This is a genomic window from Bacillus sp. 2205SS5-2 (genome assembly GCF_037024155.1).
Classification (GTDB): Bacteria; Bacillota; Bacilli; order Bacillales; family Bacillaceae_K; genus Bacillus_CI.
Genome location: NZ_JAYKTS010000021.1, coordinates 43,287 through 56,966, shown reverse-complemented (window position 1 = coordinate 56,966; position 13,680 = coordinate 43,287). Strand labels below are relative to the sequence as shown.

The 13,680-nt window shown below is 33.9% G+C and carries 18 protein-coding genes and 2 pseudogenes; 14 read left to right on the top strand and 6 right to left on the bottom strand.

The features are described from left to right. Positions 1 to 363: 363 nt before the first annotated feature. Positions 364 to 552 (bottom strand): annotated as a pseudogene (locus U8D43_RS14255) (transposase); the annotation flags it as partial. Positions 553 to 676: 124 nt separating this feature from the next. Between U8D43_RS14255 and U8D43_RS14250 the strand changes: the two are divergent. The 12 genes from U8D43_RS14250 to U8D43_RS14200 all read left to right on the top strand — a co-directional run bounded on the left by U8D43_RS14250 (position 677) and on the right by U8D43_RS14200 (position 7,331). After that, positions 677 to 859 (top strand): PspC domain-containing protein, encoded by a 183-nt coding sequence (locus U8D43_RS14250; RefSeq protein ID WP_335871849.1) that lies wholly within the window; start codon positions 677 to 679, stop codon positions 857 to 859. A 335-nt stretch (positions 860 to 1,194) separates the two neighbouring features. Next, positions 1,195 to 1,563: a nuclear transport factor 2 family protein gene (locus U8D43_RS14245; RefSeq protein ID WP_335871848.1), complete on the top strand. Its 369-nt coding sequence runs from the start codon at positions 1,195 to 1,197 to the stop codon at positions 1,561 to 1,563. Positions 1,564 to 1,653: 90 nt separating this feature from the next. Further along, the gene (locus U8D43_RS14240; protein WP_335871847.1) at positions 1,654 to 2,106 is read left to right on the top strand and encodes a GNAT family N-acetyltransferase; all 453 of its coding nucleotides are present in this window, start codon (positions 1,654 to 1,656) and stop codon (positions 2,104 to 2,106) included. Positions 2,107 to 2,476: 370 nt separating this feature from the next. Then, positions 2,477 to 3,064 (top strand): DUF2711 family protein, encoded by a 588-nt coding sequence (locus tag U8D43_RS14235; RefSeq protein WP_335871846.1) that lies wholly within the window; start codon positions 2,477 to 2,479, stop codon positions 3,062 to 3,064. Beyond that, on the top strand, positions 3,028 to 3,147 hold the full coding sequence (locus U8D43_RS21175; RefSeq protein ID WP_503627558.1) for a hypothetical protein: 120 nt from the start codon (positions 3,028 to 3,030) through the stop codon (positions 3,145 to 3,147). Before U8D43_RS14235 ends, U8D43_RS21175 begins: the two co-directional genes overlap by 37 nt. After that, entirely contained in the window at positions 3,092 to 3,268 is a 177-nt protein-coding gene (locus U8D43_RS14230) for a hypothetical protein (RefSeq protein WP_335871845.1), read from the top strand. Before U8D43_RS21175 ends, U8D43_RS14230 begins: the two co-directional genes overlap by 56 nt. A gap of 99 nt (positions 3,269 to 3,367) precedes the next feature. Further along, complete coding sequence (locus U8D43_RS14225; protein WP_335871844.1) at positions 3,368 to 3,511, top strand: hypothetical protein; 144 nt, start codon at positions 3,368 to 3,370, stop codon at positions 3,509 to 3,511. A gap of 386 nt (positions 3,512 to 3,897) precedes the next feature. Further along, positions 3,898 to 4,380 carry a DUF4825 domain-containing protein gene (locus tag U8D43_RS14220; RefSeq protein ID WP_335871870.1) on the top strand — a complete coding sequence of 161 codons (483 nt, stop codon included), beginning with the start codon at positions 3,898 to 3,900 and terminating at the stop codon, positions 4,378 to 4,380. A 112-nt stretch (positions 4,381 to 4,492) separates the two neighbouring features. After that, on the top strand, positions 4,493 to 4,897 hold the full coding sequence (locus U8D43_RS14215; protein WP_335871843.1) for a cytidine deaminase: 405 nt from the start codon (positions 4,493 to 4,495) through the stop codon (positions 4,895 to 4,897). A 169-nt stretch (positions 4,898 to 5,066) separates the two neighbouring features. Further along, complete coding sequence (locus U8D43_RS14210) at positions 5,067 to 5,633, top strand: ATP-binding protein (protein ID WP_335871842.1); 567 nt, start codon at positions 5,067 to 5,069, stop codon at positions 5,631 to 5,633. Between the two features lie 111 nt (positions 5,634 to 5,744). After that, on the top strand, positions 5,745 to 6,584 hold the full coding sequence (locus U8D43_RS14205; RefSeq protein ID WP_335871841.1) for a GNAT family N-acetyltransferase: 840 nt from the start codon (positions 5,745 to 5,747) through the stop codon (positions 6,582 to 6,584). A 192-nt stretch (positions 6,585 to 6,776) separates the two neighbouring features. Continuing rightward, positions 6,777 to 7,331, top strand: a complete 555-nt coding sequence (locus U8D43_RS14200; RefSeq protein WP_335871840.1) for a hypothetical protein — start codon at positions 6,777 to 6,779, stop codon at positions 7,329 to 7,331. Here the strand turns inward: U8D43_RS14200 and U8D43_RS14195 are convergent. The 5 genes and pseudogenes from U8D43_RS14195 to U8D43_RS14175 form a co-directional block, all read right to left on the bottom strand. Next, positions 7,326 to 7,463: pseudogene (locus U8D43_RS14195) on the bottom strand (IS3 family transposase); the annotation flags it as partial. The gene U8D43_RS14200 and the pseudogene U8D43_RS14195 sit on opposite strands and share 6 nt — an antisense overlap. A gap of 109 nt (positions 7,464 to 7,572) precedes the next feature. Beyond that, the gene (locus U8D43_RS14190) at positions 7,573 to 8,676 is read right to left on the bottom strand and encodes a GerAB/ArcD/ProY family transporter (RefSeq protein WP_335871839.1); all 1,104 of its coding nucleotides are present in this window, start codon (positions 8,674 to 8,676) and stop codon (positions 7,573 to 7,575) included. Positions 8,677 to 8,696: 20 nt separating this feature from the next. Beyond that, the gene (locus tag U8D43_RS14185) at positions 8,697 to 8,936 is read right to left on the bottom strand and encodes a hypothetical protein (RefSeq protein WP_335871838.1); all 240 of its coding nucleotides are present in this window, start codon (positions 8,934 to 8,936) and stop codon (positions 8,697 to 8,699) included. A gap of 15 nt (positions 8,937 to 8,951) precedes the next feature. Next, positions 8,952 to 10,109, bottom strand: coding sequence for a Ger(x)C family spore germination protein (locus U8D43_RS14180; RefSeq protein ID WP_335871837.1), 1,158 nt, complete (start codon positions 10,107 to 10,109; stop codon positions 8,952 to 8,954). Positions 10,110 to 10,120: 11 nt separating this feature from the next. Beyond that, the gene (locus U8D43_RS14175; RefSeq protein WP_335871836.1) at positions 10,121 to 11,656 is read right to left on the bottom strand and encodes a spore germination protein; all 1,536 of its coding nucleotides are present in this window, start codon (positions 11,654 to 11,656) and stop codon (positions 10,121 to 10,123) included. Between the two features lie 390 nt (positions 11,657 to 12,046). Here U8D43_RS14175 and U8D43_RS14170 point away from each other — a divergent pair, with 390 nt between their 5' ends. After that, entirely contained in the window at positions 12,047 to 12,190 is a 144-nt protein-coding gene (locus U8D43_RS14170) for a hypothetical protein (protein ID WP_335871835.1), read from the top strand. Between the two features lie 132 nt (positions 12,191 to 12,322). Then, the gene (locus tag U8D43_RS14165; protein WP_335871834.1) at positions 12,323 to 13,300 is read left to right on the top strand and encodes an NAD(P)-dependent alcohol dehydrogenase; all 978 of its coding nucleotides are present in this window, start codon (positions 12,323 to 12,325) and stop codon (positions 13,298 to 13,300) included. Positions 13,301 to 13,680: the final 380 nt, after the last annotated feature.

Sequence of the window (13,680 nt, the reverse complement as noted above, 5' to 3'; positions counted from 1 at the left end):
TTTTTGATATAAAGGCTTTTTATTGAATTTATATTAAACATTACACTGATTTTATCGTAGAATTAATGGTGTAAAATAATTTGTGTAGACAATGATTTTGGTGTGATTTTGTTATTTATAATCACTAGTGATGCGTGAATACTTACGGAAAATTCAATCTTTTTATACTTGAAGATTACAGCCATAAAAGGAAACGCTCCAATAATGGTGGTTCCATCTATTTGGATTTTATTCACAATTAGGCTGTAGAGACAAAGACAGTTTTTTTGTTAAGGTACAGCTTTTCCTTCTATTTTCGAATCCAGGTGCGTGAGGGCTTCTAAATTGCTGCTTTTAATAACCGGCTAATTTACGCTTACTTTTCGTTTCAAGCTGCGCGAGCATATGCAAACAATATACAATATGTGCGATGAGTACTTGATTATGAATCGCCCAATCACTTTGACCGTAGAATTTTTTGATGGTCAAATGTTGTTTGATCCATTTGAAAAATAGCTCAAGCGCCCATAGTGATTTGTACATATCAGAGATTTCTTCGGCACTTAAGTAAAAACGACCACTAGCTCTATCCTTATTCAAGAATAGGGCAGTTTAGCAGAATAAACGAAACTTATTTACTTGAATATCCGTCTAACTAATATGAAGAATGGATTTGTATGAAAGAGGGGGAGTTGAATTGAAAAATAAGTTAAGAAAATCTCGAACTGATAAGTCTATAAGTGGTGTTTGTGGAGGTATAGCGGAATATTTCGGTATTTCTTCTTTGAGCGTTAGGCTAATATTTCTTTTTTTACCAGCTAATTTACTTATATATTTAATTCTTGTTAATACAATGCAAGATAGTCCTCCGTCATTATAATACCTTATCCCATAAATAGCCCGGTTGTGAAATGAAAAATAAGGGACGATATAGATCTTGCTAATTTCAAAAAGTTGTCCGGTTTTACCCCTGAGGATATGGTTATCTAAAGGGGTGTTTTTATAGTGAAAAGGAAAAGAACATCTGAATTGAAAGATCCATTAAGGAATTGTTGCGAGAAAATATGTTAATCCGTAAATGAGCCATATTGTTGAGGAATCTTTCAATAAAATTAGATGTTTATGTTGAGAAAAGATAAACTTTTCGTAAGGAAAATATTAATTCAAGGAGAAGTGATAGTTGTTTGAACATTTTACATAGGGAGAGGTATTTATATGAAAAAAAATGTTATTTGTGAATATGAAGAAAGATTACGGAAAGCTATGGTAAATGGAGATGTAGAAAATCTTGATAGACTTATCAGTGATGAACTTTCATTTGTCAGCCCTTTTGGACAAATAGCTACAAAGAAAGACGACATTGAGTCTCATCGGTCAGGGATAGTAAATATTACTGAAATTAAATTTTTAAATCAAAAGGTAATTCCATTAGAAGATGTCGCTGTTACAATTACACAGGCTAATGTTAAGGCGATCATTGCTGGAGAACATAGGGAAGATGAAATGTATTATACAAGGGTTTGGCAGAAAGGTAAAAATGAATTAAAGGTTATTTCAGGACATTGTAGTTTTGTTCTAAAATAAATTTTAATAAAGAATAGGGCGCATTTATAAAGGAACTAAAGCATAATTTCACGGTGGTATGTATGCGGAAAAATAGTGAGGAGAACAGATATGCTGCAATTTCATATGATCGATGAAAAGACTCAATATATGGCGAAGCAAATCATATGGCAAGGTTTGTACGAGAGGTTTGGCTGGATTGATTCCGATTGCAATCCGGACCTGGAAAGTATCTATAAAACATATATGACAAACGGAAATATCTTTTTACTGGGAACGTTTCGGAATTTACCGGTGGCTACCGGAGGCCTTTTGGCGGAGGGAATAGATATCGTAAGAATGTCTCGTATTTCTGTTTCAAAGGAATTTCGAGGCAAAGGTTTTGCAAAACAAATGATTGAAGAATTAGAGAGGCTTTCGGAACAAAGGAAATATAAAAAAATAGTGCTGGAAACAAACGTAGAATGGGAGTCTGCAATTGAACTATATAAAAAGATGGGATATGAAGAAGACCATTTTGAAGATGGACAGATTCATTTGTTTAAGGAATTGAGCATTTCTTAGTGATAATTGATGATGAGGATGCTTTAGCTTAAACCTTTACTATTGATTTTTACGTTCGTGCGAATAACTGAGAAGAGTATGCAATTTCTCAATTATTGTTAGAAGTAGGATCTTCAGCAAACGGGCGCAATTATCCAATATTGCGTCCTTTTTCTCTCAAAAAAAGATTGTAAGGTCTGAGTTTTTTTGAAATAATTGGTATTATGTTTAAGGACAATTATTGAAGGATTGTTTACAAGAGGTATCTTTACTAGGAAGTTCTACCTTTAATGTATTTAATTTCAATAGCTAACAGAGAGGGGAATAAATCATGGATAAAAAACCAATGGAATTTTTCTATCCAATTGGAGATAACTTTGAAAAATAACCATTGTTAAGTAAATTACCAAATGGTTATATATTCGCTGCAAAGATTTTCTTCCCTTTTATTAAAATGCCCTATGAGTGGGAATCAAAGAAAAGCAAAACTCCCCACCATTACTATCCCCTGAAAGAAGATATTATTAAATATGGCACCCCTTTATCTTGGGATTTCTTAAGAAAAAAATGTAATTTTGAAAGTATAAGTGAAATGTCTAAAGCGGTAATAGCGTGTGTATTTGGATTTGGTGTTAGAGAAATTTATCAACGAGGTGATTTGGCTAAACGGTTAGAAAGTGTACTGGATAAACAGATATATTACCCTATGGAGGATGAGTTTTCTGTATTTTTAATAGAAGACATCATTTCAATTCTTTCATCAAATGGCGCAAAATATCTTAACTACCTGACAATACAAGGTGAAAAAGAAACATATCTATTAACCGAAATAAACACTGACATCAAATTAAGACTTTTTTCATCCTCTGGACCAGCAACCATCACAAATGAGAATGAGAATGAGGATTTGTATTTACTTGCTACTTTGATGAAGTTTCTGCTATTTTCTTTGCAAAAGAAGATGCTACAGATCAATTAGCAAAAACTCATCTAGAAGGTATCATCTATGAAGAAAACACTCCTATTATTTGGGAGGACGATTCATATCAATTGTTTAAGTGATGGTGAGGTAGTGGGAGAAAATAGTGTGTTCGAGTCTTCGGCAAACGGGCAGGATAACGGAGGAAGACTTACAGTTTTATTGAAATTCATCGAAACTTTTCACTCAATTGTTCGTAAGTAATTTATGAGGGGCTCACAATATGAAAAAAATTTCTTTTTACTGATCGCAGCATCTTATCTACTACTAGGCTGTAGCAACAATGGTAATGGATTCAGTTTAATGACATATGACAACAACCAGCTTGAAAGTAATTTAGAAAAAGAAGGAATTGAACCAAAATTACCGACAGAGTTTCCAATAGCTATTACAGAATACGAAATATTAGAACCCCACACAAAACAACTAGATATGAGACAAACCTAACTTGTGAAAATGGCGAAATATTTATTCTGATTGTTCATTCAAGTTCAGTTGGTTATGATGGAGAACTTGAAAATCAAGAAGAAGTGAAGATAAATGGAAATAAAGGTTTCTATGCAGAAAATGATGTAATTGGTCCATCTGTACATTGTGGAGATTAGAGGTTCAGCCGGATATGGGCCTCTAACTCCATTAATAGGGGATATAACTTGAACATGATAATCTTCTTGAATGTGAAATTAATCATTAGGTTACAGGTGAAAATTTGAAATGATTGGTTTTAGGTTTAGAGGCAGTTGAAGTTGTTGGTCGGACTTTTTAGCTCCAGATGTTTCTTTCTTCTATTTACAAATAGTTATTTTATAAAGGGGGAAAAGAAGTTGAGACTAGTGATTAAATTCTTGTTGTTTTATTTATTATTAATGTTCCTTTTAAGTGGTTGTAATTCAAATTCAAATAATATTAATGTTGATTTATTTCAAAATAAAGATTCATATATAGGTAATAACAGTGCAGTAGTTAATTCTATTATTAATTTAGAGGGGGCAAAACATTTTAGTGGATTAGAACTTAAAACTAAAGAAGAACCATATGGACTAATTGTAAAATATGATTGGATAGGATCAGAATTAAATGACAATGAAACAGCTATTAACAATGCCTCCTATCTTTTTACATTGATACAAAATGTGGACTGGATAATCTTTAATTTTGAAATGGTTGATGGTATGGAAGAGTATAAAATCACGAGAGAAAATCTACAAGCATGGTATGGAATAGAATTGAGTGAAATTGACAGCGAAGATAAACTAAAAGAGCTTATACAAAAGTCTCTAGAAGATAGTAAAAAGGTAAATCAGTTTTTAAACTAATGGGGCGTGTACTGAATAACAGTCGTCCTTTGTTCAAGTAAAGGGAAGTTTAATGGAATAAGTTGATTTCTGGGAGTAGAATTATTCTTAAGAATAATGCGGGGGGATAACAATGAATATTGAAGAGAGCCTTTATCAGTCAGCGATTGAGTTAATAAATAAAAGGTATCCTTCCGGTTGGGGAGGAGCTGCAGCGATGTACACTGAAGATGACCAAATCTTAACCAGTGTATCACCAGAAATTGTCAATGCTTCAACAGAACTGTGTATTGAAACTGGTGCAATTCTAGAAGCTCATAAATTAAATACAAAGGTCACACATACTATTTGTGTTGTGAGAGAAGATGAAGGTGCCGAATTTAAGGTTTTAACTCCTTGTGGTATCTGTCAAGAAAGATTATTTTACTGGGGAGAAAATGTAAAGGCTGCTGTAACCAATCCATATGGTAAGCTGGAATATAAAATGTTGAATGAGATACAACCATACCATTGGTATAAAGCTTATGAAGATAACTAAATTGTTGAGTTTGTGAATGAATGTACTTAAGGTAAAGGGAGGTTTAACGGAATAATTCGAAACTTAAATAAGTGCAGTACCATCTAATTACAAAAGTGTAATTCAAGTAAGAAGAGCTCAACGCAAAGCAATTTAATATTTAAAAACAGTTATGAAAATAGGGGTAATTATGAAAAGGTTAGTTATTATCACAGTAGGTAAAACACATAGTGGAAAAACCACATTTGCAAAAGCCTTAGAAAGAAAGTTAACGAATTCTTTTATAATGGACCAAGATAATAATGCTGAATTTTTAAATACATATTACCAAAACATATTACCAAAACAAGGACCTAACATTCTAAAGCATTCTATATCTAAGGTGATTGTTGATTATGCTAAAGAACACACGGATTTTCATATTATTGCTAGTAGTGCTAATCGTACTAAAAAAGGGAGAAAGTATTTGCTGGAAGAAATATATGATAAAAATGCGTTTGTTAGTATCTTGGTTCACTTTGAAATACCTGATGAAATTCTTCATAAAAGAATAACTAATAGTCAAAGAAACACCCATATACTTAGGGGTCCTTATTCTAACTTTGAGGAAGTACTTAATAGTCAACAGGCTGGATCTATGAATGAGGATGTTTTGGACCCTCAAGAAGGGGAAGCAGATTATTTATTTGTAGTTAGAGATAATAAGGAAGTTGATTCTGTAATTAAAGAAATCGTTCATATTTCTAAATGTTTTTGATTCATCTCCATCCGAGTATTAAGCAAACGTCTAGATTGTGGAATAAGCGTAAGAAAATAACGAAATAAAAATGCATTGTAGAAGTCACAATAGTGAAGGGGATTTATCTTAATGATTAGCGCCTATAGTGAAAAAGAAGATAAGGAAAGGTTATTAACACTAATAGAAAAAATAGGGATTGAAGAAAATATAGGAAATTTTGATGAAATAATTACAATGTCTAATCAAGTTCTTTTGTATGAACAAAATGGTATTAGAGGGTTTTCATACGCATCTTTCTATTCAAATGGTGAGGAGTCTATAGCCCAAATTAGTCTATATGTTGAACAAAAATATCGCTTAAAAGGTATCGGTACTGCATTATATAAAGAAATGGAAAAGCTAATCTCCGGAACAAAACCTGATTTTTTGTGTACATATATGAGTGTTGAAACAGAAAATCCAGTTGGATTCGCTAAAAAAATGGGATTTAAAAAATGGTGGGGCTCTCCTGAATTGGTTTACAGAGGAGGAACTTTCCCTAAAGCAGACATAGAGTTTGTTAAATATGAAGATAAGTTTTTTGACCAGTTTGTAAAATTAGTACAAGACTCTTATTACGATTTGCACGAAAAGAATGATATTAAACCATATCTGGCTTCAGAAGACATCGTGAAAAAGTACAAATTAAATAATATTAATAATGTATATTTAATCTTAGATAATGAGCAAATTGTTGCATCAGTCACAACTGGTGAAGGGGAAGTAGATAATTTAATGGTTGCTCCAAGTCACCAAGGAAAAGGATATGGACGTAAGGCTCTGCATTTTGGTATGAACAAGATGTTAGATAGAGGCTGCGAAGAAATTCGTATTTGTTTTGTAGAGGGAAATAAAGGTGCTGAGAAATTGTACACCTCTTTAGGCTTTAAGCCACTTCATAATACACAGGTTTATCGAAAGTTCTTGTAGAATTTAATTTTCTTTATTCTACAAGCGGGACAACCCTTGAACAAGGATAAGCGCCTATTTTTCATTTTAGGACCTTATTCTGGAGTGACGATTATGTATAATATGCTAAAATAGTACAAGGTTGTAAGAAATCCACATGAAAAGATCGCCTCTGTTAGGACGAATTTTTAAAATGCGAAAGGTTGAATTTGTATGCTAAAAGCCAAAAATATAATTCCTATAATTACTGTTGTTTTGGTTTTATTTATAGTATTTGTTTCTACTATACCTACATATATAAAATTGGTACTTGCCATTTTTTCTATTTCATTTTTATTTCCAATTGCCCGAGAGATAATATTCAAAAATAAACTTAGGAAAATTAAAGTCTCTTTTTATACATCGCTAATCTTCTCTCTAGGGTTTATTGTAGTGTCAAATCTGAACGAGTTACCTCCTTTTGACATTAACTATATTGAAGGATTCCTCCTTATATTTATCTTTAGTACTATAGGGATTTTAGGTTATGGATTACCTGTTTCCATCATTGCAGAACTTGTTTCTAAGAAATTCATAAAATACCGGGCTTGTGTGTCTGGAATAATTCATATTTGCTTTGGTCTGTTTACTGCTATTTTCAGTCTGTTTGATGAGGTATACGTTGGTGTTTTCATTTTGCCAACTATATGTTCTCTAATATTTTTTCTAGTTGATGAAGTTACAAGAAGAAGGTTGAAGGAAAGTCATTCAACCTTTAATCTACCTTGAAAACTCTTCTTTTTCCTTCTGCGCAATCAGTACTCGTTTAAATTCATCCGTATAAGTGATACTTTTAGCGTTCACGGATTTCAGATAAGGATTAGCTAATTGCTGTTTCACTACTTTTTCTGTAAATGTTTTTTACTCAAAAAAATCCCCTAAAGCTAGACTTTTTTAGTGTCTACTCTATAGGACCTTTTTATTGTGGCACAATATCCTTTAGTAATCCCGATTACACTTTGATTGCCATCTATCTTGATGAGGAAAGTGGATTTTTAAGTAGGGATATTAAGAATAAAAGTAAAAGAGGAATGAATCCAATGAAAAAGGTAAGGAGCGGCTCCATAATTATACCGTTTTCACTTAGTTCAACATCGTTTTTATAAATCGTTAATGAAAGTAATAAAATCAATAAAGTATTAATAAAGATAAATGATTGCTTGCTAGTGATAAAAAAGAGTTGACACATTACTTCATTTATTATATAAATCATCATCGTAATCTTCATATAAGTTGCAATGATTAGTGCGATTCCAAATATAAATTCTATCCGCTGAATAAGTTCACCAAGTTCAACCATTCTGGCAGCTTGAAAGAGGGGGAATTTCTCGTTTGAGACAATGGGTCCCAAAATCATTATACTTGCAACAATAGTAATAGCTAGGATTATTCCATTTATGAATAATCCAAGGAACATCAAACTCTTAAATTTCTGATTTTTTTCACGACTCATATAAGGCAAAATCATCGTGAAATAAAGGATGTCCATATAAGGAAATCCAAACCCTACATAAGCTGCGTGAAAAACCGGCTTCCAACCATTAGGTATTACAGGTAATAAAAATTCCGGTTTATAATGTACATAATTTAAGGTTAAAATGACTAGCACAATTAAAAAAATTAAACTGAGGAGAGTCTGAAACATTCTAGCCATCACTTCAATACCTGCTTTTACAGTCAAGCATCCCACAAAAAGGATTGAAAATTGGAATATATATATTGGAGTTTCTCTCATCATCGAAGTAGTAAAAAAGAATCCCATTGCATTCGTAATATTAGCCGAAATCAAAAATAAGAGGAGAAGAAGAGGAATTCCAATTAACCAAGTCACCCATTTCCCTACTAGAGCTTGAGAATATTCAATAAAGGATAAGTTGGGATATTTTTCATGTAAAATCAATACAAGTGATAAAATCAAAAATCCAAAGGTATTTGCTATTAGTAAGGATACCCATGCCCCATTCCCAGCTATTCCTATAAGCAATCCTTGTATATTTATGATGGCAGAGCCAGTGATAAATGCAAGAAATAACATAAACATTTGAGGTTTACTTATGATCTCTTTTTCCTTCATTTAAATGCCTCCTTAACAGACTATGGAGATGTGAAAAATTGATAGATTTTGTTAGCCGGCTTCTCAAATGGAATTGTAAGTAAATCTTCTATGTTAAAGCCGGGTGAATCTGTAATAAATAGATAGCTTAAATAACTAGAGAAAAGAAACAAAGAAAAATATAAAATTTTTTCTTTACTTTTTTTCTCCGTTTTTTCTAGGAGTCTCGAATAACCAATTAGCAGATACACCATGGTGGTGAAAATAATTTTCTCAATCAAAAGCACATCTCCTCCTCACTCAAGAAAAAACGGTTTTCCTACATCCGAGCTTGAATTCATGGTATTTACTTTCACCTTAATGGTGTAAGAAGCACTACCAAAAATACTCGGCCACTGATCTTTTATTTCTCCCCACAAATCAGGTTGTTGTCGATAGACATCATTTCCAATACCGAGGGCATCTATTTTGTCTTCTTGCAGTCTGTTTATGGTATCTAAAAGATTCTTTTTCACTTCTTTTTCAACTATCTTATTAAATTCCGAGAGAGCCTCACTATTATCTAGAGAGGTGCATTTTAATTCTCCAATACTTGCCTCAATAGTCAATGATTCATCAAAGGACAATTTATTATTATTAAGCTTAAATTTAGATTTTGAAGTAACGCCCATCACTTCCACGGTTTCAATCAATTCTCGATCGGAAGTTTTGCAGGGAATCTCAATGATTCCTGAATTGTACCTATTAGTTAACATTAACAAGCCTTCTGACTCTATCGGGGAGAGAGTATCGACCATTTTCCCTTTTTGGAACATGGAAATGCCAGATACAACGGGATGTTGATGAGTCCCCATTGTAAAATACGGAATTGTCCCAGTCTTCAATTCACTTTTCAACTCTGTTCCGAGTGTAAGTAAAGTTGCTTCTACTGTTTTTGCACTGAACTTTTGGGCTATCCGTTCTATTTCTTTTAGTTGTTGACTAATCGTATTTTCTATAAACGGTTGGACATTGAGATAATCTTGCGACCTACCTTGTGTTACAGCTAAGTTCATAAGCAATCTTGGTTCATGGTCACGATAAAAGAATTCTAGTAATTCACCCAGCTCTCTTTTTTTTACTAACTCTTCGCTTAATAGTATGATCCGTGTATGACTCCACTGCGCTTTTCTCCCCAAATGATTAGTAATATCACGAATAGCCTCAAATGTACTATCTCCTTCTGTTTGGACATTAATATATGCTTCCCCTGAACTGTTTCCTGAACTGCTGATTTTGGGTGAAGGTTTGATAAATTGTGTCGTTAGAACAAGTTTGTTTTCATCTTCTTCGGAAAGATCTATAGAAACGGCTTGTACAAACCCATAAACAGGTAGCTCGTTTTGATCCCAGCAACCACTTAACAGGAAAATTACGCTAATTAGTAAAGATAATATTATCCGACTTGCTTTCATCGAAACATCCTTTATTCTTGTTTAGATTTTATGTGCGTGTTTTCTTGTTTTTTTATTTGAAACTTTAGAGGCGCCCTAGTAAAGAACTCATAGATTATATCTGGACGCATTGGGTCAATTGTAGCCATGTAAGGCTGACCAAGAGATCGCAGACATATGAGATGAAGGTAGATTAAAATAAACCCAATCATTAACCCAAATCCCCCTAGTATGGAAGCTATGAGCATAAGTGGTATTCTTAATAGCCGTGCTGATGTTCCCATACTATACTGTGGAATAGTAAAAGAGGCAATTCCAGTCAAAGCAATGACAACGACCATGATGGGAGAGGCAATCCCTGCATTGATGGATGCTTCACCGATGATTATCGCACCGACAATACTTACGGCTGATCCTATTGGTTTAGGCAATCTCAAACCGGCTTCCTGTAACAATTCAAAGAAGAAAATCATGATAAGTGCTTCAACTAATGATGGGAATGGAATACCTTCTCTTGTATCCAAAATGGCTAATAATAAAACGGTAGGGATCAGCTCTGTATGAAAAGTTGAGAGAGCAATATAAATGGCTGGCAGTGTCAAACTGATTAAATAACCACAAATTCTTAACATCCTTATCAACGATGAAAAAACGGTTCTTTCATAATAATCCGAAGGCGTTTGAAAGAATTCGATAAACAAACCAGGACAAATGATAATGGTGGGAGAACCTTCCATAAGAAGAATAATCTTACCTTCATAGAGATTCGCCACTGCTACATCAGGTCTCTCGGTCGAACGATATTGTGGAAAGGGAGAATATGTGGAATCCTCCATCAGCTCTGCTAAATAAGAAGTATCAAAGAGTTCTTCATTGTTTATTTGAAGAAATCTCTCTCTAAACTGCTTCAGTGTATCCCTTGGTACAGTTCCGTTCAGGTAGGCATAAACTACTTTGGATTTCGTTTCGTTTCCAATTACTTTTGCATGTATTTTTAAATTACTTGTTTTTAATCTTGAGCGGATTAAACCTAGGTTAGTGGAGAGGTTTTCATTCGTTCCTTCTCGTGGACCTAAGATAGATACTTCATATTGCGGCTCACCTACGGGTCTTTTGTCTACCTCATACGCATCTATAGTCAACGCCTTATTCCAATGATCAAATAAAATGATGACATGACCTTCAAGAACTTTTTCAGAAATATCCCCTAACGTATTTACTATATTTACAGAACGGAAAGAGACTCCATTCTTCATAAAAAATGTTTTCACGCATTCAAGATCAATTTCAGTTGCAGGACCTACTTCACTGGTTACAAGGTCTTGCAGAACTCCTTTGAGTAAGTTGGCTTTTTCCTTTTGAACAATGGTGTCACAAAATACACTCAATGCATGAATAGAGTAGTCTTTGCTAAACTGATAACTCTGGTACTTAATATCATAGCAATCAATAAATATGTTTTGAATGGCGCATTTATTTTCAGCTAGATTTAAGGAGAGTTTTGCTAATCTTATCTGCTCAGAGGATGAATTTTTCTGTTTTAAATCCTTATCCCGATGTTCGCGCATATCATTAGCCCCTTAGAGTACATAGTAATTTTTATTATGCCCTCCTTTTAAACATGCAAACAAAACTCTCTTAACTCAAGGATCTGTCGTCTAGCAGCAAGTTTTCATTCAATCCCGATTTAGAAGAAGTAATTAAAATGTTTTCTAGAAGAGTAGGAAATGAAAAAAATCTACCTGCGGGGTTCTTTTTTATAATGGCTTTTTTCATATACTTTGTTGCTATTGGAATAAAGAAAAAACAGGCAGTAAGGTTTTTTCGAGTGATTTCTTCCTTTTATCTAGAAGTGGAGTAGTTTTCGTAAGGAAAGGCTGTTTTCGAAAAGCCACAAACTTTGCAAAAACAGCCTTTATCATTTTCAGGAGAAAACCAAGAAGAAGCTGGAGGGGATCATGACGAAAAAAATGATCTTAGCGGGAATTCGGGATGAAGAGGATAAGCAAGTAAAAATCACATTGAAGATAGAAATATTGAACTGCAAAGTTGGTGATCAAGATACGGAAAATAAGACCATAGCCTTTATCAAAGAGAGTTAACCAGATGGTGTCGATTTTTCTATACGAACTTCATATGAACAATTTAAGGAATAGTTTTTCGTCAATCTCAATAGATTAATAAAATGAAACATACCATGCATTCTAGGTTAATAAGAAGTTTAGGAGGAAGCCATGAAAGTTGTTACTTTTACAAAATATGGTCCACCAGAAGTTCTTCAGTTGGAAGAGGTGGAAAAACCATCGATTAAAGACGATGAAGTGCTGATAAGAGTGTACGCGACAACCGTATCCTCAGGAGATGCAAGAATTCGAAATGGAACGAGAAAGACGTTACCGCTATGGCCCATATCAAGGGTAGCCTTAGGGGTGAGAAAGCCGAGAAAGTCTATACTAGGGATGGATTTTTCGGGGGAAATAGCAGAGGTTGGGAAAGATGTGTTGCTGTTTAAGAAAGGTGATCAAGTATATGGGTTTTGTGGAAAGGGTACCTATGCAGAATACATTTGTGTGAGGGCTGAAGGATCTGTTACATTAAAACCAGCCAACATGGACTTTGAAGAATCCGCATCGATCCCTTTTGGAGCAATATCCGCGTTATATTTTCTAAGAAAAGGAAAAATCCAGAGTGGACAAAAAGTATTAATATATGGTGCGTCTGGAAGTGTAGGTACTTATGCCGTTCAACTAGCCAGGTACTTTGGAGCAGAAGTTACGGGAGTCTGCAGCACAACAAATGTGGAATTAGTGAAAGCTCTAGGAGCAGATTTTGTAGTAGATTACAAGACAGAGGACTTTACTAAAAATGGTGAAAAATATGATATTATTTTCGACACGGTCGGGAAAACAACATTTTCTGAATGTAAAAAATCCTTAAATCAACACGGAAAATGGGTTACGGCTGTAATGAATTACCGAGAAGTGTTCCAAATACTTTGGACATCAAAATTTGGGGACAAAAAAGGAATGGGAGGAATAGCAGAGGCGAATAAAGAAGGTTTACATTTCCTAAAAGATCTTATTGAAGCTGAGGAGATAAAGGCGGTCATCGATGAACGTTATCCACTAACACAAATCGCTGAGGCTCATCGATATGTTGATACAGGAAGAAAAAAGGGAAATGTGGTTATGAATTTAGAAGATTTAACATGAAAGTAGAAAAGACTTTCATAAAGGCACTTTCTGTTAAGTGCCTTTTTTTTGTTTGGAATAATGCCTTTACTGCCGCTCAACCTGCTTGGATTATTGTCTGAAATGCTATTTGGTCAGTATGAATTTTGTAATCTAAGAGAGAGTGGGGTGAAGATGAAAAATGAGGTAAGGACTTATTTTTGATCTCCAGTTGTACTTCAATTCATCTAAAAGGGAATCTGTTTTCGTAAACTTTGTCGCTTTTTTATAGATTTTGCATTTCCGTCCTATAATTATTTGTATAGGAATTTTCTGAAACTTAATATGGGTTAAACCGTATAAAGAGTAAAGAAGAATGGAGATGGTTATGTGGCACGATGTACAAGTTGTAATTATAAGTG